Annotated in this window: 17 protein-coding genes; 7 read left to right on the top strand and 10 right to left on the bottom strand. The window is 32.5% G+C overall.

The window, feature by feature from the left end:
* Nucleotides 1-46 precede the first annotated feature (46 nt).
* Nucleotides 47-3004 (top strand): T9SS C-terminal target domain-containing protein, encoded by a 2958-nt coding sequence (locus D1817_15230; protein AXT21165.1) that lies wholly within the window; start codon nt 47-49, stop codon nt 3002-3004.
* Between the two features lies 1 nt (nt 3005).
* On the opposite strand, the gene D1817_15235 is transcribed toward D1817_15230, so the two are convergent.
* The 5 genes from D1817_15235 to D1817_15255 all read right to left on the bottom strand — a co-directional run bounded on the left by D1817_15235 (nt 3006) and on the right by D1817_15255 (nt 7875).
* A complete protein-coding gene (locus D1817_15235; GenBank protein AXT21166.1) occupies nt 3006-3599 on the bottom strand; it encodes a nucleotidyltransferase family protein in 594 nt (197 codons plus the stop codon).
* 11 nt (nt 3600-3610) lie between these two features.
* On the bottom strand, nt 3611-4624 hold the full coding sequence (locus D1817_15240; GenBank protein AXT21167.1) for an XdhC/CoxI family protein: 1014 nt from the start codon (nt 4622-4624) through the stop codon (nt 3611-3613).
* Nucleotides 4625-4686: 62 nt separating this feature from the next.
* Nucleotides 4687-6840 (bottom strand): xanthine dehydrogenase family protein molybdopterin-binding subunit, encoded by a 2154-nt coding sequence (locus tag D1817_15245; protein AXT21168.1) that lies wholly within the window; start codon nt 6838-6840, stop codon nt 4687-4689.
* An 18-nt stretch (nt 6841-6858) separates the two neighbouring features.
* Nucleotides 6859-7320, bottom strand: coding sequence for a (2Fe-2S)-binding protein (locus D1817_15250; GenBank protein AXT21169.1), 462 nt, complete (start codon nt 7318-7320; stop codon nt 6859-6861).
* Nucleotides 7321-7509: 189 nt separating this feature from the next.
* Nucleotides 7510-7875 carry a hypothetical protein gene (locus D1817_15255; GenBank protein ID AXT21170.1) on the bottom strand — a complete coding sequence of 122 codons (366 nt, stop codon included), beginning with the start codon at nt 7873-7875 and terminating at the stop codon, nt 7510-7512.
* Nucleotides 7876-8205: 330 nt separating this feature from the next.
* Between D1817_15255 and D1817_15260 the strand changes: the two genes are divergently transcribed.
* Together D1817_15260 and D1817_15265 are read left to right on the top strand one after the other, a co-directional pair.
* Nucleotides 8206-8595, top strand: coding sequence for a hypothetical protein (locus tag D1817_15260; GenBank protein ID AXT21171.1), 390 nt, complete (start codon nt 8206-8208; stop codon nt 8593-8595).
* Between the two features lie 52 nt (nt 8596-8647).
* Nucleotides 8648-9502 (top strand): hypothetical protein, encoded by an 855-nt coding sequence (locus D1817_15265; GenBank protein ID AXT21315.1) that lies wholly within the window; start codon nt 8648-8650, stop codon nt 9500-9502.
* Between the two features lie 76 nt (nt 9503-9578).
* Here D1817_15265 and D1817_15270 read toward each other — a convergent pair whose 3' ends face one another.
* The 5 genes from D1817_15270 to D1817_15290 all read right to left on the bottom strand — a co-directional run bounded on the left by D1817_15270 (nt 9579) and on the right by D1817_15290 (nt 16975).
* Nucleotides 9579-9827 (bottom strand): peptide methionine sulfoxide reductase, encoded by a 249-nt coding sequence (locus D1817_15270; protein ID AXT21172.1) that lies wholly within the window; start codon nt 9825-9827, stop codon nt 9579-9581.
* Between the two features lie 188 nt (nt 9828-10015).
* Nucleotides 10016-12751 (bottom strand): formate dehydrogenase subunit alpha, encoded by a 2736-nt coding sequence (locus tag D1817_15275; protein ID AXT21173.1) that lies wholly within the window; start codon nt 12749-12751, stop codon nt 10016-10018.
* Nucleotides 12752-12764: 13 nt separating this feature from the next.
* Nucleotides 12765-14417 (bottom strand): formate dehydrogenase, encoded by a 1653-nt coding sequence (locus D1817_15280; protein ID AXT21174.1) that lies wholly within the window; start codon nt 14415-14417, stop codon nt 12765-12767.
* Nucleotides 14418-14422: 5 nt separating this feature from the next.
* Nucleotides 14423-15250 (bottom strand): formate dehydrogenase accessory sulfurtransferase FdhD, encoded by an 828-nt coding sequence (gene fdhD / locus D1817_15285; protein ID AXT21175.1) that lies wholly within the window; start codon nt 15248-15250, stop codon nt 14423-14425.
* Nucleotides 15251-15295: 45 nt separating this feature from the next.
* Entirely contained in the window at nt 15296-16975 is a 1680-nt protein-coding gene (locus tag D1817_15290) for a formate--tetrahydrofolate ligase (GenBank protein ID AXT21176.1), read from the bottom strand.
* Nucleotides 16976-17311: 336 nt separating this feature from the next.
* On the opposite strand from D1817_15290, the gene D1817_15295 reads away from it, so the two are divergent.
* Genes D1817_15295 through D1817_15310 form a run of 4 tightly spaced genes read left to right on the top strand, consistent with a single transcriptional unit; the run spans nt 17312 to nt 25434 of the window.
* The gene (locus D1817_15295) at nt 17312-19321 is read left to right on the top strand and encodes a two-component sensor histidine kinase (protein ID AXT21177.1); all 2010 of its coding nucleotides are present in this window, start codon (nt 17312-17314) and stop codon (nt 19319-19321) included.
* 3 nt (nt 19322-19324) lie between these two features.
* Entirely contained in the window at nt 19325-21355 is a 2031-nt protein-coding gene (locus D1817_15300; protein AXT21178.1) for a hypothetical protein, read from the top strand.
* On the top strand, nt 21356-23389 hold the full coding sequence (locus tag D1817_15305) for a tetratricopeptide repeat protein (protein ID AXT21179.1): 2034 nt from the start codon (nt 21356-21358) through the stop codon (nt 23387-23389).
* 2 nt (nt 23390-23391) lie between these two features.
* A complete protein-coding gene (locus tag D1817_15310; protein ID AXT21180.1) occupies nt 23392-25434 on the top strand; it encodes a two-component sensor histidine kinase in 2043 nt (680 codons plus the stop codon).
* The last annotated feature ends 2 nt before the right edge of the window (nt 25435-25436 follow it).

A 25436-nucleotide genomic window follows, 5' to 3' on the forward strand; every position in this document is an offset into this window, starting at 1 on the left:
GATTTTTTAATAACTTGGATAGCTTGAACCAACTACTTATCATAAAATGAAGAAAATATTAAGCTTAGTATTAATCATACTTATTAATATTAATTTAAATGCTCAAGAGCAAATTACTGATTTCAAATCACAAATAGGAGATAAAAGTTCTTCTCCTTCAAATTTTATTGAATTTAACGAATCTATATATTTTACAGCAACTACCGAAAGTTTTGGAAGAGAAATATGGAAAACTAATGGAAATACTGATAACGCTGTTCTTTTAAAAGATATAAATCCTGGAAATGATAATGGTATTATTTCACCAAGCTTTGTTATCTTAAATAATTTAATATACTTTATTGCTAGCGATGGTACTTCTTCAGGTGAATTATGGCAAACGGACGGAACGACTCAAGGAACTTTTAAAGTTACAAATTTCATAAATTCTAACACTTCCGGTTTAACTTTAGTAAATAACGAGTTTTTTTTTCTTACCCAAACAAGTGATTCTTCTCTACAGAGGCTATGGAAAAGCAATGGAACAAGCTCAGGAACAATTGTTGTAAAAGAAGACATTCCAGCTAGCTCTTCAGGTTATAAAGGAAAGTTAAACGATCTTTTTATGTTTAGCGTTAGAGTTCCAAGTACAAACGGATCAAAGGTTTGGAGAAGCGATGGTACAGAACTAGGAACCTATTCTCTAACGGATGCCTTAGGAGGAAATGGCTCAGGCTCTGGAGGCACTTCTTTTTTATCACAATACATTAATTTTAATAACGAATTATATTTTATTGTTAGAAGTAGTTCTATTTTTGGAACCAATAGTGTTGGGATAATGAAAACTGATGGAACTATAGCAAATACTGTTCCTGTAAAAGGAATTCATAATGGGAGTAATGCAGGAGGAACTACAGGTATTATTAATTATGGTAGTGAGATTCTATTGGACAACAAGTTATACTTTTCATTTTTTCAAAAAGATTTCAACAGACTTTTTATATGGGAAACCGATGGTACAGAAATTAATACTAATAAAATATACGATTTAAACAATAGTACTTATTTTATTCCATCCGAACTTTCAAAAAAGAATAATTCTCTTATTTTTTGTAGTGGGAATGCTTCTGGAGGAACCTCGTTATTTGATTTAAATGTAATCAATTCGATTTTAACAGAAATTAAAGAATTAGCAAATAACACTCCAAGTCCAAGATTTTTTAGCCCAACAAATAGTTTTACAAAAATAGATCAAATAAATTCTAATCAATTTTTTATTGATGTCTCTCTAGACAGATCTATATCAACAAAAATAGGTTGGGTTTCAGATTTTACAACAAGTTTTACTTCACGAGCTACTTATCTTGATCAAGTAAGATCTGTTTTTTCTTTTAATGATCTTATTTATTTTTCAAAATCATCAACAATGGAAGGTTTTGAATTATGGCGATCAGACGGCAGTCAATCTAATACTTTACTAATTGATAATATTAATAAATCTAATTTTGGTCTTTCACCTACGACAAGTATTTCCGTTTTAAACAAAAGTTTAATTTTTAATACAAATGATGGTCTTATAGGAGATGAACTATGGATTTATAACACCAATAATTCAGAATTAAACCTCTTGAAAGATATTAATATAGGGCCAAATAGTTCAACTCCAAGGGAGCTAACACTCTATAATAATAACATATTTTTTAGTGCCAATGACAATATAAATGGTAACGAGTTATGGAAAACTGATGGATCTGCATCAGGAACATTAATTGCACATAACATAAATCAAAATAACACATCTTCTATTCCGCGTTTTCTCAAAGAGTTTAATAATAGTTTGTATTTCATAGCTAGAAGAGATAATCTTTTTTATTTGTTCAAAAAAACTGAATCTGAGCTTATTACTTTGAAAGATTTAGGGCAAGATTTTAGTGGTGGAGCTATTAGTGCAACTCAATTAGAAACATCAGGTAATTATATTTATTTTTCAACTATCTCTGGCACTTTATGGAGGAGTGATGGAACTGAATCTGGAACTATTATTTTAAAAACTTTTAATGATATTGGCAAAATGATTGATGTTAATGGAACATTATATTTTCCTACATCCTCAAGTGAAACAAACGGTGAAATTGAATTACATAAAAGTGATGGTACAATCGCAGGCACCGTTTTGGTTAAAAATATTGAACCTGGTTTTTCTGCTTTTCCCACCAATTTAACTAATGTAAATGGAGTTATTTATTTTTCTGCAGAAACATCAAATGAAGGAAGAGAGTTATGGAAATCTGATGGAACTGAAAATGGAACTATCCAAGTAACCGATATCAATCCAGGAGTATCTGGTTCAATCTCTAATCCTCAGAGTACAGCAGTAATAACTTTTGCTATTGATCAAAGTTTTAATGTGTTGGAAAATGAAGTTTTTTTTAACGCAAACGACAACGTTAATGGTTCTGAGTTATGGAAATCTGACGGGACTGAATCGGGGACATTATTAGTTAAAGATATAAATAGTGGTTCAACTGGATCTAATCCTTCTGAAATGACAGTTATTAACAATGAGTTATATTTTCAAGCATACGATCAAGAAAATGGAACAGAGTTATGGAAATCAGATGGGTCAACCGCAGGAACAACTTTAATTTCGAATATCCTACCTGGAAATCAAAGTTCACTTCCTAGTAACATTCTAGCAATAGATAATGATTTATTTTTTGCTGCTGAGACTATTAATGATGGTCGACAAATATGGAAGTTTCGAAATGGGGTTACATTAAGTACTTCTGAGTTTTCAAATAATGAGTTAATTTCAATTTACCCTAACCCTGCTCGTGATCTTATACACATTAATACTAGAAGTCAGATAGATAAAATGAATATTTATGATTTAAATGGGAGGTTAATCAAAAGTTATTTTCCAACTTCAAACAGTATTGATATAGCAGAAATTAATCCAGGAATGTACTTAATGGTTTATGTAATAAACGGAACAACTAATACAAAAAAAGTAATTAAAATATAATTTAAATTAATCTGTTATAATCATCTTTGGTATCAATATCTGTCAATTTATCTTCAGAAATCATTACTGAATTAGTTTTTTCATTCTCAATCAGTTCTTTAGCGCCAAAGTCATTATTCAAATTAGATAGCTCTTTAAAATATACTGCATCAAAAATAGCAGGTACACCTTCTTTATATTTATTATAAGAAGTTGTAATAATCTTATGTTTCTTATTTAAAAAAGATTCTATTAATGTGTTTAAGTGAGTAACATCTATAAATGGTTGATCTGCTAATACTATTAAAATTCCATCAAAAGTTTTTTTTAAGCTTCGAATATATTTTGCCCCACTAGCAATCGAGCTTCCCAATCCGTTTTGCCAATTAATATTATGTATAATTTCAATTGGATAAGATTTGATTTTAGAACTCATCAATTTAATATTTGCGCCTAAAACTACAAACGTATGCTCAATATTTAATTCTAAAACTGTTTCAATAGTATGCTCTAATAAAGTGGTATGCTTCCATGGTAAAAGTTGTTTTGGAATCCCCATCCGGTTAGATGCTCCAGCAGCAAGGATTAAAATAGCTATGTTTGGTGTTTTAGTCACTGCTCTAGATTTTAATCATGAATTCCTCCCGACTTATCTCTTAATGAAATAGGTTTTTTATTTCTAATTACACTTAATATTTCTGAGATAATCGATACCGCAATTTCTTGAGGTGTTTCTGCGCCAATATCTATCCCCGCTGGTGCATAAATACAATCTAAAAACACATCATCTATTTCTGGATAATACTCTATAAATTGAGATAATAATTGCTCTCGGCGTTTATTAGCTCCTAAAATTCCTAAATAAGCAGGTTTAGTGTTTTTTAAATGTATTAGATATTTTAAATCCGATGCATAATTATGAGTCATTAATACAATAGCTGTTTGATCGTCAATTTTAGAAACATCCATCATATCTGCAACTACTGAATAAAATTTTGCCGCTCCAGGAAAGTCTTTAATTGTTTTTTGTTCTAAAGGTCCGGAAACAATTGTTACTTCCCAACCGTTTAAATTCGCAAATTGGCATAATAAAACTGCATCATGTTCTGCACCAATAATCATCAATTTAAAACACGGTGGTAACTCTTGCTTAAAAACAGATATGTCAGTTTTAGTATTCTCTATTCTATTCGAAATTAGGAATATCTTATTTTTAAATACAACTTCACTTCCTAATGCAGAATTAGACCCTTCTTCTTTTATATAACATGATTGAATATTGAACTTTATTCTATCTTTTAAAGCCAATTGAAAAGCTTCAAAAAAGTCAGTTTTAACTTCGAATTGCTCAATTAAAATATATAAAATGCCTTCACAACCTAAACGATATCTTCCATCATAGGTCATAATTTTAGACACGCCCGTTTTAAAAACTGATTCTGACTGCAACAACACTTCCTTTTCAACACAACCTCCGCTAACAGCTCCTATCATTTTGCCGTTTTCTAAAATCAACATCCTTACACCTGGTCTACGATACGATGAGCCATCAAGTGCTACAACAGTTGCCAAAACAGATTTAAGTCCGTTTTGCTTAGCAAGCAAAGCGTTTTCAACAATAGTTTTAAATTCGTGAGTCATATATTACAACAAAAAGCCTTTTCTCAAAGGCTTTTTGTTTTTATTTTAATAGTTATAAATCTTTATCCAAGAACTTTCTTAGATGCTATATTATTAATCAGTGGGAATTTTGCCACACGTTGACCAGTAGCCTGAAAAATAGCATTAGATACAGCAGCAGCAGCTGGTGGTAATGTTGGTTCTCCTAATCCTGTTGGTGCAATTTCATTTTTCACAAAATGCACATCTACCTGAGGTGTTTCTTGCATACGAATTAAACGATACTGATCGTAATTATCATATTCTGGCACTCCTTTATTAAAAGCAAAGTCACCATATAAGGCATGGCCAATACCATCAATCACTCCTCCTTTTATTTGGTTTTTTGCACCTAATGGATTCACTACGATCCCGCAATCTACTGCACAAGTTACTCTTTTAACAATAGGGTTTCCATTTTCCATAACTACATCAGCAACTTCTGCAACATGTGTGTTATGACAATAGTATACTGAGAATCCTTGATAAACACCTTCTCCAGTATTACCCCAATTCGATTTTTCAATTGCTAATTTTATAACACTTTCTAATCGTTCTGGACTATACTGTATACGTTCATCTGTTGTTCCTTTTACATTCTGCAATAAATCTAATCGCAACTGTACACGATCTATTTTCATTGCATCTGCTAATTCGTCAAAGAAATTTTGTTCAGCATAAGCTAAAAAATTTGTGTATGGTGCTCTCCAAGCTCCAGTAGTAATATTACTTCTATAATTAGCACCATCTACTTGATAGTTTTCAATGGCTCCTGCAGGGAAAAAATTTGGTATTAATCCATACATATTTCCATTTATACATGCTTCTTTTAAATGGTATCCTGTAACTTTTCCATCTTTGATTGATGCTGCAATCTTATACTTAGAAGCAGGGCGATATATCCCAGATGTCATATCATCTTCACGAGAAAACACAACTTTAACTGGTTTTTTTGCCAGATTAGATACTGCAGCCGCTTCAAGCACAAAATCACCATATAAACGGCGTCCAAAGCCACCTCCCATACGTGTCATTTCTAAAGAGATTTCACTTGGATCTCTATCTAACATTCGTGCTACTTGACGTGCCGTTCCTGCTGGAGTTTGTATAGGGCCTACTAATCTTACTTTATCTGCAGTTACATCTGCAAAAAAGTTCATAGGCTCCATGCAATTATGCGGTAAAAATGGTGCTTCATATGTACGCTCAATCACTTGATCTGCTTCTTTAAATGCTTTCTTTACATCACCATCTTTTCTTAAGGTTTCAAACTTATTTCCATTTAATAAGTTCAATAAAGTTTTATCATGAAACTCAGTATCTTCAGCTTTTGTTCCTTCAGACCAATTTGCTTTTAATGCTTTTTTACCTTTCATTGCAGTCCAGGTATTATTCGCTAAAACTGCTATTTTATTTTCAAATCGAAGAACATCAATCACACCATTAACAGCTCTAGTTTCTGTATCGTCAAACGATTCTAGAACTTGTCCAAAGGCTGGTGATCGTAATACTGAAGCATACAACATTCCTTCTTCTTTATAATCCATTCCATATAATGGTTTTCCTGTGATGATTTTATCAATATCAACGTTACTTATATCTTGACCGATAATCGTAAAGTCTTTTGGTGATTTTAATGTTACATCTTCAGGGACTTCTAATAAAGCTGCTTCTTTAACCACCTCACCATAACCTAACTTATCGCCATTGGCATTCATAATTACACCCTCTTTAGTAGTACATTCTGAAGGAGACACTCCCCATTTTGCAGCAGCAGCATTTACCAACATTTGCCGTGATGTAGCTCCTGTTTGTCGCAATGCATTCCATCCTTGTCTTAACGACTGACTTCCTCCTGCCACTTGCCTAGTATAGTTTTTAGTATCTAATACTCCTTGAGCTACATAAACATCACTCCAAGCTACATCTAACTCTTCTGCAATAATCATTGGCATTGATGTTTTTACGCCTTGGCCAATTTCTGGGTTAGGTGAAAAAATCGTTACTTTTCCTTCATCAGAAATCTTGATAAAGGCATTAAAATCGTTGAAATTTAGTTGACTGATATCTACTGGTGCTTTCACATCTGAAGCACAGGCATTAAACAAGTTAAAACTAATAAGCATTCCGCCTCCCGCTAGTGCTGAAGTTTTTAAGAATGATCTTCTACTAAAATTCATTTGTTTTGAAGGTTCCATTTTATCTTTCTTATTAGGTTAATTTATTTTATCTGCTGCAACTTTTACTGCTTTTTGAATACTATTATACGATGCACAACGGCAAATGTTACCGTGCATGGCGCTCCTAATTTCCTCTTCCGTTGGGTTTGGATTTCTATTTAAAAATGAAGATGCCGTCATAATCTGTCCAGCTTGACAGTAACCACATTGTGGCACATCAATTTCCTTCCATGCTTGTTGTACTGGATGGGAACCATCTTCAGAAAGTCCTTCTATAGTCGTAATTGCTAAATCTTCTGCTGCCGAAACTGGAAGCACACAACTACGTGTTGCTGTACCATCTACATGAATTGTACATGCTCCACATTGAGCGATACCACAACCAAATTTAGTCCCTACAAGACCAACATGATCTCTTAATACCCATAGTAAAGGTGTATCTGCATCGGCATCTACAGTATGGGATTTACCATTAATGTTTAACTGAAAAGTTGGCATATTTAAATGTTTTAATTAATATATTTAACCAGAAATAGCTATGCAGAATGCATAGGGTTATAAAAATACTAAAAAAAGAACATATCGTCTTTCTTTAATAAAGAATTAACTTTTATAAATGAGTTCTGTATATTTATTCTATACAATTAAAAGTACAATATTAGTTTAAGCGAAAATATAGCTTATAATTTATTGCTCTAATAGTCCATCATCTAACCATTTTATAATAATATCAATATCAAGCTCTGGCATTCTTCCAGCTGGAGGCATAACTCCTGGTTGCCCTGTTTGTCTATCTATCCTATCAATAGTACCATTAATGTTATCTCTTGCAGTCGAAAAAGTAGAAATGTCCAAACCTCCTTCTAAGTTTAATGGATTATGGCATGACGTACATCTTTGATCATAAATAGGTTTTACATGTTCATCGTATGTTATTGTTTCTCCATTTTCTATAGGATTGTTGGGATCAATATCAGATAAATCACTAAAACTATCATGCCTACATGCTGAGAATAGAATAAAAATAGTGATTAACGTAAATACTTTTTTCATTTGAGGTAAATTTTAAACTGCCATAATTTAAAAATAAATATTTATTTTCATAAAGGATTATTTATAATAATAACAATTTTATTGTCACTTTATCTAAAATTTTTGCGATTTTTTTATTTAAATCGCATTTTTATATCGTTTTCTTAATATATATTTTATTATATTAACGTATTGACATCAATATACAAAAAATACAATGCTTAACAAGCATTTTTTACTTAGCTTGATATAGATTAAATTAAATGGAGTAAATATGAAGACGAAGTTGTTATATAATTTATATACGTTTAATTTTTAAGCAATAGCAGGTTTTTTTAAATCAGAAATTATATGAAATTTTCAAAAAAGATTGGATTAGTATTTTTATTTATAGCTATCTTATTTTTTGTTGCTTATAAAATAATATATAAAAGCCATAGAAATATTGAGCAGGAAAAAGCATCTTTTACGATTGTTAATTCTAATATTTTACAAGAATTTAATACGGATGCTAAAACTGCTAATGCAAAATATGCCGATAAAACAGGGATTGTTTATGGCAAAATAACTGAAATTGATAAACAAGGGATTACAATTAATGATTATGTATATGCCCAATTTGAAAATATAAATTCATTCTCCATTAAATTAGGAGATACTATACAAGTTAAGGGAAGATGTATTGGTTATGACGAATTATTAGAGATCGTAAGATTTGATCAATGCTCTATTATTAATTAAATACTTTTCCTATACTAAAAACCAATTAACGCTTATTCAAACCAACATTATGATAAGATTTTTTTTAATACTTTTTTTATTGTTTTCATTACCATCGCTTGCTCAGGAAGAAGATGATTTGTTAAATGAATTAGATTCAGAAATAGAAGTTGATCAAAAAGTAACTTCTGCCTTTAAAGGATTAAAAATTGTTAATCTAGAGTCCACAAAATTAGCTGCTAAAAAAGATTTATATTTTGTTATTTCTCATCGTTTCGGTTCGGTAAGTGGAGGCGCAAAAGAGTTTTTTGGGTTTGATCAATCAACAATACGATTTAGTTTAATATATGGTCTTACAGATTGGCTTACCGTTGGAGGTGCCAGAAGTTCTTTTCAAAAAACTTATGATGTTAATTTAAAATATCGATTTATTCAACAAAAAAAGGAAGGGTTTCCTTTAACCATAGTCGGGTTTAGTGCTGCATCTGTCAACACTCAATTAAGTCGGGAAGATATTCCAGGTTTAGAATATATAAATCGTTTAACTTATTTATCTGAAATACTTATTTCCTCAAAAATCAGTAAATCTTTATCTCTAGAATTGGCTCCTATTTTTATACATGAAAATTATGTTGCAAACGATTTACAAAGCAATAGTCAGTATGCATTAGGTGGTGGCGGTAGAATGAAATTATCTAAGAGGTTATCATTTAATATAGACTATGTTTATCATTTTAATAGAGCACAAACTGAGGCATTTAGAAACCCTTTATCTATAGGTTTTGATATAGAAACCGGAGGACATGTATTTCAAGTACATTTTACTAATGCTCAACCTATGTATGATGCTGGGTTTATAACCAATGCCACTGGAGATTGGACAGAGGGAGATTTTTTCTTTGGTTTTAATTTATTAAGAGTTTTCTAATTTAGAATTAATAGCTCGCAATTACCTATAATTCATTAGATCCTGAATCAAATTCAGGACGACAAAACTGGAAGAGTTAAAGTAATTTTGCATTCTTCAAAAAATCAATCACTTTTTCTTCTGGCATTTCACAAGGTTTTAGAAGTTCTTTAGTTGTTGTCATATAATAATTCAAGCTAATAAAATCATTGCCTTTTAGTTCTTTTGCATATATTTTAAATGACTTTCCCTGATTAAATATTTCGTTGGTAACACCATACTTAGCATCTTTATAAATCGCTTCCGAATAACCTATAGGAATTCTTTCTATATATTTTAAAAGCATTGCCTAATTTTATAATAAAGTATTATTCCGAGCAAAGCTGGGGAATCTGTTTTATTGATTATATCAAACTAAATAAGAAACAAATTGCTTCGTCGTTTCCATTCTCGCTATGACGTATTGTTCTTGATTTAAAAGATTGCTTCGTCTCCCCGATAGTTATCTGGATTCCTCGCAATGACAATTCAATTTTAACTCAACACTTCTTTAAATTTTCCTTTACTTTTTCGGATTCGTACGGCTACTACCTTATATTCTGGGCACATTGCTTCAGAGTCGTGAATGTCTCCTGTTAAATTATTAATCATAATTTCTGGAAAATGGAATGTCGTACTTAATACTCCTGGTTTTACCTCATCTGTAATGCGTGCTTTAACATCTACTTTCCCACGAGGCGATTCTAAACACACATAATCTCCATCATTAATTAAATTCTGAGCAGCATCTTCTGGATTGACCATTAAATAATCATCTTGAAGAATCTCTTCATTTGCTGTACGACGTGTCATAGCTCCACAATTATAATGCTCTAACTCTCTATTGGTTGTTAAAATATAAGGAAAAGTCTTTCCATGTTCGTTTATTTCTTCGGTTTCTCTCCAGGCATTAAATTCAAAATATCCCTTTCCGCGTTTAAAATCAGTTTGATGCAAAATCTGTGTATCTGTTCCATCTTTAGCTACTGGCCATTGTAACCCGTTCTTTCCTAATCTATCCCATGTAATACCTTCAAAAAACGGTACGATCTGCGAAATCTCTTCTAACATTCCATCTGGTGTATAATCTGGCTGCGGATATCCCATTCTATTCATAATCTCTACAATAATCTGTCCATCTGGTTTAGACCCTTCAATAGGTTTTACTACTTGACGTACAGCTTGCACACGACGTTCACCATTGGTAAATGTGCCACTTTTTTCTAAAAAGGAGGCTCCTGGTAAAATAACATCTGCATATTTTGCGGTTTCTGTCATAAAGAGCTCTTGCACAATTACTAGATCAGTAGATTCTAATGCCTTAATTACCTTTTGAGTATTAGGGTCTGTTTGTACAATGTCTTCCCCAATAATCCAAATTGCCTTGAGCTTTCCGTCTAAAGCGGCATCAAACATTTCAGGAATTTTATACCCAATATGTTTTGGCACATCAACTCCATAAAACGCATTATATTTTTCATTAACAGCAGCATTAGTAACATCTAAATAACCAGCACCTTGATGTGGTTGCACACCCATATCTGCACTTCCTTGTACATTGTTTTGTCCTCGTAATGGATTTACTCCAACACCTCGTCTACCTATATTTCCTGTAAGCAATGCTAAGTCTGCGATTTGGATAACTGTAAATGTACCTTGTGAATGTTCTGTGACTCCTAAACCGTGAAACGACATAGCATTCGATGCTGTTGCATAGGCTATTGCTGCTGCTTTTATCTCATTACGATCAACACCTATAATTGCTTCAGACGCATCTAGATCGATATTTAAAATTTCAGCTTTAAAAGCATCAAAGCCTTCGGTTCTACTCTCTATAAATTTTGAATCTGCTAATCCTTCAGAAATGATGTAATACATCATCATATTCAATACCGCAACATTAGTTCCTGGTCGTAATGCGATATGATGTGTAGCATATTTAGCCAATTCTGTACGACGTGGATCGATAACAATAGATATGTTATCAGATTTCATTGCAAATTGCTTCAATTTCGCTCCTGTTACTGGGTGCGCATCGGTAGGGTTTGCACCAATGACCATAATACAATTCGCATCTTTTAAATCATCAATCGAATTTGTTGCTGCTCCAGTACCATAAGCACGTTGCATCCCTAATGCTGTAGGAGAATGGCAAACACGTGCACAGCCATCAATATTATTAGTTCCGATAACGGTTCTAATAAATTTTTGCATTAAATAGTTTTCTTCATTGGTACATCTTGCAGAAGAAATCCCAGCAATAAAATCGGGTCCAAACTCAGTTTTATATCCGTTTAGTTTAGTGGCGATATAATCGTAAACTTCATTCCAAGTTACTTTTTCAAATTCTCCGTTTCGTTTAATCATCGGTGAGTCTAAACGATCTTGATGGTTATAAAATTTAAAGGCATAGCGTCCTTTAATACAAGTGTGTCCTTGGTTAACTTCTGCATCGTAAGGTGCTTGAATACTTAATATTTCGCCATTAGTAGTCGATACTTCTAAATTACAACCCACACCACAATACGTACAAATAGTTCTTGTAGTATCTGTAGCTGCAATGGCTTTAGATTGGAATACGTCTGAGATCGCAGAGGTCGGGCACGCTTGTGAACAAGCACCACAACTTACACAATCTGATTCCATAAACGATTCGTCAAAACCTTTAATAATATGCGAATCAAACCCTCTTCCAGACATACTTAATACAAATTCACCTTGTACTTCATCACAGGCACGTACACAACGATAGCAATTAATACATTTAGACAGGTCGGACGTCATATAAGGGTGACTTAAATCCTTTAATCTGTATAAGTGATTATCGCCTTCAGGATATCGCACTTCACGAATTCCTACTTGTGCTGCTACAGTTTGCAACTCGCAATTTCCATTAACTTCGCAGGTCAAGCAATCTAAAGGATGGTCAGTTAATACGAGTTCTATAATATTTTTACGCAATGCTTTTATGGCTTCCGAACTTGTATAAATATATTGTCCTTCGGCTACTGGCGAATGGCATGAAGCCATAGTTTTTAAGGGTCCATTTTTTTCTAATGCCACCTCAACACTACATACACGACAAGATCCAAAAGGATCTAAATTTGGTGCATCACAAAGTGTAGGCACTAAGTTTTTTTCTTTATAGCGCTTTATAAACGCTAACATGGTTTCTCCTTCAACAATTTCAAAGGCTTGGTTGTCTATATAGGCTACTTTTAAACGTTCCATTTCTTTCTTTTTTTTAGTTGAAGTATTGTTTTAATTCATCTTCAAAATACTGCATTGCATTACGTACTGGTAAGGGAATTCCACCACCATGAGCACATAGTGACCCTTGTTCCAAAGTAGTGAGCAAATCGTTAAACAATGTACGATCTATTTTATAATCTGATGCTAATGCTTTTGAAGCTAGTTCTTGCCCTCGTTTGGTTCCTAATCGGCAAGGGAAACATTTTCCGCAGCTCTCATAGGACGCAAAATCGAATAGATGCTCGATAAACTTTAATATCGAATAGTTTTTAGGTACACATATGATTGATGCATGACCTAATAAAAATCCTTCTTTCGAAAACGATTCAAAATCGATGGTTAAATCGTTAATTTTTGAAACAGGTACTAAGCCCCCTAATGGTCCTCCTATTTGGAGTGCTTTTACTTCAGATTTAAATCCACCTCCTAAATCGTTAATCACTTCAGATAAAGGGGTTCCCATCTCTACTTCGTACATTCCCGGTGTATTAAAAAAGCTATCCAAACTCACCAGTTTTGTTCCTGAAGAACGATCTGTCCCTATATGTTTCCAATTATCGCCACCATGTTCAATAATATAGTGTAATGCCGCTAAGGTCTCTACATTATTTACCGTTGTAGGTTTATTAAACAATCCTTTTTGTGCAGGAAATGGTGGACGCACACGTACTTCTGGTCGCTGACCTTCAATAGAATTTATCAAAGCTGTTTCTTCGCCACAGATATATGAGCCTTGTGCTTGTATAATTTTAAAATCAAAGTTAAATCCGCTGCCATCTATATTATCACCTATTAACCCTTCTTTACGTAGTTCGTCAATAGCATTCTGTACAATAGTCGCTGCTTCCGGATATTCGGCTCTAATGTATACCACACCATAGTTTGCATGGGTTACGTAGCCAGAAATAAGCATTCCAAATAATACCGAATGTGGGCGTTCTTCTAATAAATATCTATCGGAATAGGCTCCTGGGTCACCTTCATCGGCGTTACAAATAATAAATTTAGTATCGTTTTTTACATTCCGACAGAATTCTAATTTTAATCCCATAGGGAATCCTGCACCTCCTCGCCCTCTGATATTAGAGGTTTTAATCTCTTCCAACACCTCAGCAGAATCTCTTTTTAGTGCTGCTTTAAAAGGCGCATAATATTCTGTAATTGTTGTAAATGCTTCTGTTAGTATTGCTCTTCCGTTTGCTTTTACACTATACTTATCTTGATTTAATTCGGTATCCGAATTAAGTATTGTTTCTAATTGATTCACCGCATCTCCCGAATAGTTCTTTCCGTTATAATGAAATGCAGAATTTTCATGACAACGTCCTAAGCAAGTCATATGACCGATTTCATCAACATTAAAATGTTTTTGGAGTGTAGCTCCTAATTGTTCTTGTGTTCCTGCACATTCGCAAGCGGTTCCGTTACAGACATATACTTTTTTACCTTTATTTTCAGGTTTTAAAAAATCGTAAAACGAAGCTGTTCCGTAAGCATTTGCATTACCGACAAGGAACTCTTTAGCCAATCTTTCTAATTCATCATTATCTGGAGCACCTTCAGGTTGCGCCAACTTTCCCATCTTATCAAACAGGCTTTCATTAATTCCTTTTCTACCTAATAATTCGCTTAAATTATCTGACATATTTTTTAACTTGCTTTGGTATTCTTCTTTGTATTTATTTTGGTGCGCTGCGGATTAGAATAACAAGTTGCTCTCTTGTCTCTACAAAACGCAAATAGGGTTATTCCGAGTTCTTTTGCATAATCTACTGCCAATGATGATGGTGCCGATACGGCTGCTAAAAACGGAATTTTTGCCTTAAAACATTTAATAATAATCTCGTACGAAATACGGCCACTTACAGTAATTACTTTTGCTTTGTTCAGTTGTTCGGTCATAATGAGTTTCCCGACAACTTTATCTACCGCATTATGGCGACCAATATCTTCCATTGCACATAACAATTGCCCATCAATAGAAAATGCTGCTGCTGCATGCGTTCCACCTGATTGTCTGAAATCGAATTGAAACGCATTCATTTTCTCAAACAAACCATGTATTAAACTAATATCTATTTTTTGAGTATCATCAATGGTCACTCCCATAAACGATAAATCACCCAATTCTGTTTTTCCGCAAATGCCACAAGACGATACCGATAACAAACTTCTGCTATTGGTATATCCTTCTCCTAATTGTATTTCTGGTATCGTTAAGTTTATTACTGTTACAATCCCATCGTCATTCTCTTTTTTTAAAACGATATCCGGATGGTAATTCGTATCTTTTATAATATCTTCAGAATGCAACAAGCCACGCACCAAACTCGCATCTTCTCCAGGCGTTCGCATAGATACAGTAAACGGTGTTTCGTTAATGTTTATTTGCAAAGCTTCTTCAATAGTGAGTGCGTCCGTTATATTATGAACAGCATCCCTATCAAATTTTTTGCCTTGGTAATCACGTGTTGCCATGATATCAATAGTTACTATTGATTATTGTTTGTCTATTATTTCAATTTAAAATAAACCTGTTATATTTCCGTCGTTATCAATATTAATGCGTTCTGATGCCGGATGCGCTGGAAGCCCTGGCATACGCATCATATCTCCAGTAATTGGCACTAAAAACCCTGCGCCAGCAGCAATCTCAATCTCGCGAACCGTAATTGTAAAATCTTTTGGACGCCCTATTAGTTTTGGATCATCCGATAACGATTTTTGTGTTTTAGCGATACACACTGGTAAGCTTTCCAGTCCTAAATTAGCAATAGTTCTTAAATTCGCCTTTGCTTTTGCAGCATATTCTACACGATTAGCGCCATAAATCTTAGTGGCTACTGCTTCAATCTTATCTTTTACAGGCATATCCCAACTGTACATTGGTGTGAATTTAGAGTTACTCGCTTCTACCACATCAACAACATGTTGCGCTAAATCTAATGCGCCTTTTCCTCCTTTTGCCCAAACTTCAGCTAAAGCTACTCGAATGCCTTTTTCTTCGGCAAAGGCTTTAATTACTGCAATTTCCTCATCACTATCAGAGACAAAATTATTAATAGAGATAATTGGGGTAATATTAAACTGCTGTACATTCTCTAAATGTTTTTCAAGGTTTGGCAACCCTTTACGTAATGCATCTACATTAGGGGTTGTTAGTTCTTTTAAATCGGCACCTCCATGATATTTTAAAGCACGAATAGTGGTTGTGATCACCACCGCTTTTGGCGAAATCCCTGCACTCTGACATTTAATATCTAAAAACTTTTCGGCTCCTAAATCGGCTCCAAAACCTGCTTCTGTTACGGTGTAATCTGACAAAGACATCCCTAAGCGCGTCGCAATCACAGAGTTGGTGCCTTGCGCAATATTTGCAAATGGCCCGCCGTGAATAATTGCTGGATTACCCTCAATAGTTTGTACTAAATTAGGTTTAATTGCTTCTTTAAGTAGAGCTGCCATTGCGCCTTGTACATTTAGATCTCTTGCATATATGGGTTTTCTTTCGCTTATTTTAGCAAAGGTATAGCCTATAAAAATATTTCCTAAACGACGTTTTAAATCTTCTAGATCTTCAGACAAACATAAAATCGCCATGATCTCAGAAGCTGCCGTGATATCAAACCCTGTTTCTCTTGGGATTCCAGAACCTGTACCTCCTAATCCCACTACAATATTTCGCAGTGAGCGATCATTCATATCCATAACACGTTTCCAAGTTACCGTTCGTGCGTCAATCCCTAAAGAGTTGGTTTTACTCTGAATGTTATTATCAATGACTGCTGAGAGTAAATTATGTGCTTTTTCGATAGCCGAAAAATCTCCTGTAAAATGTAGGTTGATATCTTCCATTGGCAATACTTGCGAATAGCCTCCTCCTGTAGCTCCTCCTTTAATTCCAAATACAGGACCTAATGAAGGTTCTCTTAGCACGACCGTAGTTTGTTTTCCTAACTGGTTTAGCCCTTCAGACAAGCCAATAGACATTGTTGTTTTCCCTTCTCCTGCCGGAGTTGGTGAAATAGCAGTAACCAATACCAAATTACTTTGTTGTACTTTTTCTAAATCAATTTTTGAATGTGGTAACTTTGCTTTATACTTTCCATACATTTCGATATCATCACTATCTAAGCCTAATTTTGCAGCAATGTTACTAATATTTTCGAGCTGTACTTGATTTGCTATTTCTAAATCGTTCATCTGTTAATCTATTTGTTTTTTTGAGTGGTTTCTAACAAATCTATAAAAATAAATCACTTGTTTCACATTATTCATATTTCTAACAGGGATTTAACAATGAATAAACAACAGAGAAGAAGGTATTACATATAAATACACAGTGCTTATAGTTATGTTTTATTAGCGTAAATTATTGTTTATACCTGCTATTAAACAGGTTTTATGTATATAATTTAACAAACCGAGAGGTTTTCGTCTCGTTTTTTTAATAATTATTTAAACTACACTAATTTTTATACATTCGTCCTTAAAATCTAACTCCCTCAATTGCGCGCTATATTTCCCTACATCTTATGCATGCTATCTGTGTTTACTCTAAAAGCACAACAGCAATCTTTTAAACAAACGTTAGATTCTATTCAAAAGCTAAGGAGGCTATCTATTAATACTGATTTTGATTCAGAGCTACGAATAGCATATGCTTTAAAATCTAGTGAACTTGCTCATCAAACTAAAGTAGATACTATTATTTTAAGAAGTGACCAAAGAGTCGCTTGGGTTTATCTTGCAATGAGTCGCTATAAAAAGACTCAAGAATGGAGTCACAAAAACTTGAAATTAGCTAAAAAACTCAAAGATTCTTCTGCTATGGCATTTATGAATCACTATTTAGGGTATTCTTATGATTATCAAAAAGCTTATAACGATAGTGCTTATTACTATTATTATAATGCTATTAAATTCTTTAATTCTTTAAAAAGGAAACGTCAGGAAGCTGATGTTTTACTTAATCTTTCTATCCTACAAGAAAGTAATAAAGATTATATCTATGCTGAGCAAAATGTTTTTAGAGCAATTAGATTAATACAAACCCTTCCCGAAACAGAAAGAAATCTTAATACTTTATTGTCTTTATACAATCTAGTTGGTACTATTTCATTAGAATTTAAAAATTACAATAAAGCTTTAGAGTATTATAATAAAACTATAGAAATAACTAAAAAACAATCAAATACAAGTAATATTTATACAAACAACTTATATGTGAAAATAAATATTGCGCTTACATATAAAGAAAAAAAAGAATATAAAAAAGCTATTCATATATATAAAGAATTACTTCAAGACACAGAAATGTATCATAAGGATCCTGTAAGTTATGCTGGTGTATTAAACAATCTAGGGGAAGCTAAATTTTTTAAAAAAGGCCCCGATGATGAAATTTTATCTTTATATAAACGTGCTTATCATATTAGTGATAGTTTAGATGCTAAACTTGAAATTACTTATTTTGGAAACGATCTTTCTGAATTCTATCTGTCTCTTCATCAAAAAGATTCGGCTTTACACTATTCAAAACGTTCTTATAAATTAGCAAAACAAATTAATGAAAATGAAGAAGTACTTCGTTCTTTAAAATTACTCTCTCAAGCCATTGAAGGTGAAACAGGGAAACAATATTTGTATGAGTATATCAAGCTTAATGATAGTCTAATTACTAAGGAGCGAATTGCACGTAATAAGTTTGCGCTTATTCAATTTGAAACCGATGAGATCACAGAAGAAAGGGATAAGGTAACTAAACAGAAATCATTGCTATTTGGAATTTCCATTACACTGGTAGTGATGCTTGCATTAGCATATCTTGTGTTTGTACAACGTTCTAAAAACAGAAAACTCCTCTTTGAGCGTGAACAACAAAAAGCTAATGAAAGTATTTATAGCTTGATGTTACAACAGCAGAGTATTCTGGAACAGGGGCGTACCGAAGAACGTTTTAGAATCTCTGAAGAGCTGCATGATGGCATCCTTAGTAAATTGTTTGGAACACGAATGGGTTTAGGCTTATTATCTAAAAAAATTAGTGGTGATGCTTCTGTTTTAAAAAAGCATAGTGATTTTATTAACCAAATGCAGGAGATCGAAACTGAAATCAGAGATGTGTCTCATGCCCTTAAAAATAAACTACTCTCTTCTACGGTTGATTTTGTGGCTATTATTGAGTATTACATTAAAGGGCTAAGTGAGTTACACTTGTTTGACTACAACGTGTATGCGAACCCTGAGATTCCTTGGAGTACTATTAATGATCAGATTAAAGTGAATTTGTATCGCATTTTACAAGAGGGATTACAAAATATAATCAAACATGCAAAAGCATCTCATGTAGATGTGAGTTTTTATATAATTGATGCACACCTAGAGTTAGTAATTAAAGATGATGGGATTGGCTTTGATGTTAAAAAACAAGCTAAAGGGATTGGTTTAAAAAATATAAAGTCAAGAACTCAGAACTTAAATGGAACACTGGATATAATATCTAATCCTGATAAGGGTACTTTATTAACGGTTCGTTTTCCTATATAAATTATGATGCGCACAATAGTCTATATATTTTGTTTTGGTTTTGCTTTTAGTGCTAATGCGCAACAGCAATCAATAGACTCTATACAAGAGTTAATAAAACTATCCAAAGATTCTAATAAAACACTGGAAGATCGTGTAAAATATGCTACAAAAGCTAGCGAATTAGCATCTCAAACTAAAGTAGATTCAATCATGCTTTTTAGTTATAGATGGACCTCAGATGCTTATCTCCAAGTCGAAAATTATGACAAAATGAGAGAATGGGGGCATCGTAGTTTAAAGCTTGCTATCAAGCTCAAAGATTCTTTACCAATGGCTTATATGAATGAGTATATTGGTTTTTCTTATAGAAGGCAGGAAATCTATTCTGATAGCACCTACTATTATTACTATAATGCTATTAAATTATATCATAACTTAAAAAAAATCAGAGCTGAAGTAAATTCTTTATACAACATTGCAAATATTCAAGAAAGTGAAAAAGATTATGTTAATGCTGAACAAAATGTTTTTAGAGCAATTAAATTAATACAAACCCTCCCCGAAACAGAAAGAAGTTTTGAACTTTTATTTAGATTACATAATATCATAGGTGCTACTTCTCTTAAATTTAAGGATTATGGAAAAGCCTTAGAGTATTTTAATAAAGCTCTAGAAATAACTAAAAAGCAATCAGATACAAGTAATATTTATACGAATAATTTACATGTGAAAATAAATATTGCAATTACATATAAAGAAAAAAAAGAGTATAAAAAAGCTATTCATATATATAAAGAATTACTTCAAGACACAGAAATGTATTATAAGGATCCTGTAAGTTATGCCGGTGTATTAAATAATTTAGGTGAAGCTATATTTTTTAAAGAAGGTGGTGCTAATGATGAAGTTTTATCTTTATATAAACGTGCGTATCATATTAGTGATAGCTTAGACACCTCATTAGAAATTACTTATTTTGGAAACGATCTTTCTGAATTTTATCTCTCTCTTAATCAAAAAGATTCAGCTTTACCTTATCTAGAACATTCTTATAAATTAGCAAAACAAATTAATGAAAATGAAGAAATACTTCGTTCTTTAAAATTACTCTCTCGAGCTACTGAGGGAGAAGCTGGAAAACAATATTTGTATGAGTATATCAAGCTTAATGATAGTCTAATTACTAAGGAGAGAATTGCTCGTAATAAGTTTGCGCTTATTCGTTACGAAACCGATGAGATTATAGAAGAAAGGGATAAAGTAACTAAACAGAAATCGTTGCTATTTGGCACTTCTATTGTACTAGTAGTGATGCTTGCATTAGTATATCTTGTATTTATACAACGTTCTAAAAACAAAAAACTCCTCTTTGATCGTGAACAACAAAAGGCTAATGAGAGTATTTATAGTTTAATGTTACAACAGCAGAGTATTCTGGAACAGGGGCGTACCGAAGAACGTTTTAGAATCTCTGAAGAGCTACATGATGGGATCCTTAGTAAATTGTTTGGAACACGAATGGGTTTAGGCTTATTATCTAAAAAAATTAGTGGTGATGCTTCTGTTTTAAAAAAGCATAGTGATTTTATTAACCAAATGCAGGAGATCGAAACTGAAATTAGGGATGTGTCTCATGCACTTAGAAACAAACTACTAGATTCTACAGTTGATTTTGTAGCTATTATTGAGTATTACATTAAAGGTTTAAGCGAATTACACTTATTTGATTATAAGGTGTATGCAAATTCTAAGATTCCTTGGAGTATTATAAACGATCATACCAAAGTGAATTTGTATCGTATTTTACAAGAGGCTTTGCAAAATATCATTAAACATGCGAAGGCATCTCATATAGATGTGAGTTTTTATATGATTGATGCACACTTAGAGTTAGTGATTAAAGATGATGGGGTTGGGTTTGATGTGAAAAAAGAAGCTAAGGGCATTGGTTTAAAAAATATAAAATCAAGAACTCAAAACTTGAATGGAACACTCGATATTGTTTCTACTCTAAGTAAAGGCACTTTAATAACGGTTAGCTTTCCTATATAAATGATGATGCGCACAATAGTCTATATATTCTGTTTTCTTTTTGCTTTAGGTACAGCTGCGCAACAGCAATCAATAGACTCTATACAAGAGTTAATAAAACTATCCAGAGATTCTAATGAAACACTGGAAGATCGTGTAAAGTATGCTACAAAAGCTAGTGAATTAGCATCCCAAACTAAAATAGATTCGATCATGCTTTTTAGTTATAGATGGACTTCAGATGCTTATTTACAGATTGAAAATTATGATAAAATGAGAGAATGGGGTCATCGTAGCTTAAAGCTTGCTATTAAACTTAAAGATTCTTTACCTATTGCTTATATGAATAGTTATATAGCTTGGTCTTATAATCAACAAGAAGTATATATTGATAGTGCTTATTATTACTATTACAAAGCATCTATAATTTACAAAAAATTAAAAAAAATTGATTTCGATATATATATCACTTTAAATATTTCACTTATACAAACCCTACAAGGGGCTTATGTCGATGCCGAAAATAATTTAATAAACGCTATAAAACTATTACAACCTTTACCCAAAGATGAAGAAAGATTAGATACTCTATGGTCTTTATATAATACTATAGGTAACATTTCATTAAAACTTAAAGATTTTAAAAAAGCTTTAGAATATTATAACAAAGCTTTACGGTATAATGAGAATCAATCTAATATCTTATATAAATATACGAATCACCTATATACAACTATAAACATTGCTGAAGTATATAAAGAAAAAAAAGAATATCACAAAGCAATTAATATTTATAAAAAATTACTTGAAGATGAAGAAATGTATTATAAAGATCCTATTACTTACGCTACAATATTAAATAATTTAGCACATATTAAATTTATAAATAAAGATTCTAATCATAACGAAATTTTATCTTTATATAAAAAAGCTTATCGTATCAGTGATAGTTTAAATACATCTTATGAAATTTCCAATTTTGGAAGTAACATAGCTGAGTTCTATCTGTCTCTCAATCAAAAAGATTCTGCATTACTTTATTTAGAACGTGTCTATAAATTAGCCAAGCAAGCAGAGTTAAATGAAGAAATTCTAGAATCTCTAGTGTTAATGTCTAAAATTAAAGAGGGCGAAGTAGGCAAACAATATTTGTATGAATATATTAAACTTAATGATAGTTTAATTGCTAACGAACGTACTGCGCGTAATAAGTTTGCTCGCATCCGTTTTGAAACAGATGAGATCACTATTGAGAGAGATAAAGTGACTAAGCAGAAATCATTGCTATTTGGTACTTCTATCACGCTAGTGGTGATTCTTGCCTTGGTATATCTTGTGTTTATCCAACGCTCGAAAAACAGAAAACTCTTGTTTGAGCGTGAACAGCAAAAAGCTAATGAAAGTATTTATAGTTTAATGTTACAACAGCAGAGTATTCTGGAGCAAGGGCGTACTGAGGAACGTTTTAGAATCTCTGAAGAATTGCACGATGGCATCCTTAGTAAATTGTTTGGAACACGGATGGGATTAGGATTGTTATCTAAAAAAATTAATGGTGATACTTCGGTTTTAAAAAAGCATAGTGATTTTATTAACCAAATGCAGGAGATAGAAACCGAAATCAGAGATGTGTCTCATGCACTTAGAAACAAACTACTCTCTTCTACTGTAGATTTTGTAGCTATTATTGAGTATTACATTAAAGGTTTAAGTGAGTTACATTTGTTTGAGTATAAAGTATATGCAAATTCTGAAATTCCTTGGGCTACTATAAACGATCATACTAAAGTGAACTTGTATCGTATTTTACAAGAAGCGTTACAAAATATGATCAAACACGCTAATGCATCTCGTGTAGATGTAAGTTTTTATATGATTGATGCACACTTAGAGTTAGTAATTAAAGATGATGGGATTGGCTTTGATGTTAACAAACAGGCTAAAGGCATTGGTTTAAAAAACATAAAGTCAAGAACTCAAAACTTAAATGGAACACTCGATATTGTTTCTAATCCTGATAAAGGCACTTTAATAACAGTTAGCTTTCCTATATAAATATGATGCGCACAATAGTCTATATATTCTGTTTTCTTTTTGCTTTAGGTACAGCTGCGCAACAGCAATCCTTTAAACAAACTTTAGATAGCATTCAAAAATTAAGAGCATATACTTTTGATGAGGACTTAAGTTTAGAAGAGCGTTTGGATTATGCTTTGAAAGCAAGTGAATTAGCGCATCGAACTAAAGTAGATACCATTATTTTAAGGAATGATTTTAGAGTGGGAGCTTTATATTATCAAAGTGAAGACTATAACAAAATTAGGGAATGGAAACATCGCAATTTAAAGCTCGCTAGGAAAGTTAAAGATTCTTTAATAATTGCATATGAAAATGGCATTCTAGGTTGGACTTATCACATAGAAGGTATCCAAGTGGATAGTATATATTATTACTACCGTCGAGCATTAAATATTTTCAAAAAAATAAAAGAAACTGATCATGAAGTAAGTGTAATTTTAAATCTTTCAAAGATACAAAAATCTCAAAAAAATTATATTGAAGCTGAAAACTCAATCATAGATGCAATTACGTTACTTCAAAAATTTCCTAAAGATGATGAAAACATTGATGCTTTATGGGATTCCTATAACGCTTTAGGATTAATCTCCAAAGATTTAAAATATTACGATAGAGCTTTAGATTATTATAATGAAGCCTTAGAGGTTAATAAAAATCAATCAGATATCTTATACAAATACACAAATTATTTATATACAACTATCAACATTGCCGAAGCATATAAAGAAAAAAAAGAATATCATAAAGCTATTCATATCTATAATGAGTTACTTGAAGACACGAAAATGTATCATAAAGATGCCATTACCTATGCTACAGTTTTAAGTAATCTAGCCTATATAAGGTTTCTCAACAAAGAGTCTAATCATAACAACATTCTCTCTTTATTTAAACGCGCTTATCAGATTAGTGATAGCTTAAATGCTTCTTATGAAATAGCTGCTTCAGGTAATAATCTTTCTGAGTTTTACATCTCTCTTAATCAAAAAGATTCTGCTTTACCTTATTTGGAACGTTCTTATCAATTAGCGAAACAAATTAATGAAAATGAAGAAGTGCTTCGTTCTTTAAAACTATTTTCTCAAGCTACAGAGGGAGAAGCTGGGAAAGAATATTTGTATGAGTATATCAAGCTTAATGATAGTTTAATTGCTAATGAGCGGATTGCACGTAATAAGTTTGCGCTTATTCAATTTGAAACGGAAGAAATTACTGAAGAGAGAGATAAGGTAACTAAACAGAAATCGTTGCTATTTGGTACTTCCGTTACACTGGTAGTGATGCTTGCTTTGGTATATCTTGTGTTTGTACAACGTTCTAAAAACAGAAAACTCCTCTTTGAGCGTGAACAACAAAAGGCTAATGAGAGTATTTATAGTTTAATGTTACAACAACAGAGTATTTTAGAGCAAGGTCGTACCGAAGAACGTTTTAGAATCTCTGAAGAATTGCATGATGGCATCCTTAGCAAATTGTTTGGAACACGAATGGGATTAGGGTTTTTATCTAAAAAAATTAGTGGTGATGCTTCTGTTTTAAAAAAGCATAGTGATTTTATTAACCAAATGCAGGAGATCGAAACTGAAATTAGAGATGTATCTCATGCACTTAAAAACAAACTGCTAGATTCTACGGTTGATTTTGTTGCTATTATTAAGTATTACATTAAAGGTCTAAGTGAGTTACACTTGTTTGACTATAAGGTGTATGCAGATTCTAAGATTCCTTGGAGTACTATTAATGATCAGATTAAAGTGAATTTGTATCGTATTCTACAAGAGGGGTTACAAAACACCATCAAACATGCGAAAGCCTCCCATATAGATGTAAGTTTTTATATGATTAACAAGCAATTAGAGTTAGTGATTAAAGATAACGGAGTTGGGTTTGATGTTAAAAAACAAGCTAAAGGGATTGGGTTAAAAAATATAAAATCAAGAACTCAAAACTTAAACGGAACACTTGATATTATTTCTAATCCTGATAATGGTACTTTAATAACGGTTCGTTTTCCTATATAAAG

The organism is Flavobacteriaceae bacterium, from assembly GCA_003443635.1.
In the GTDB taxonomy this organism is placed as follows: Bacteria; Bacteroidota; Bacteroidia; order Flavobacteriales; family Flavobacteriaceae; genus AU392.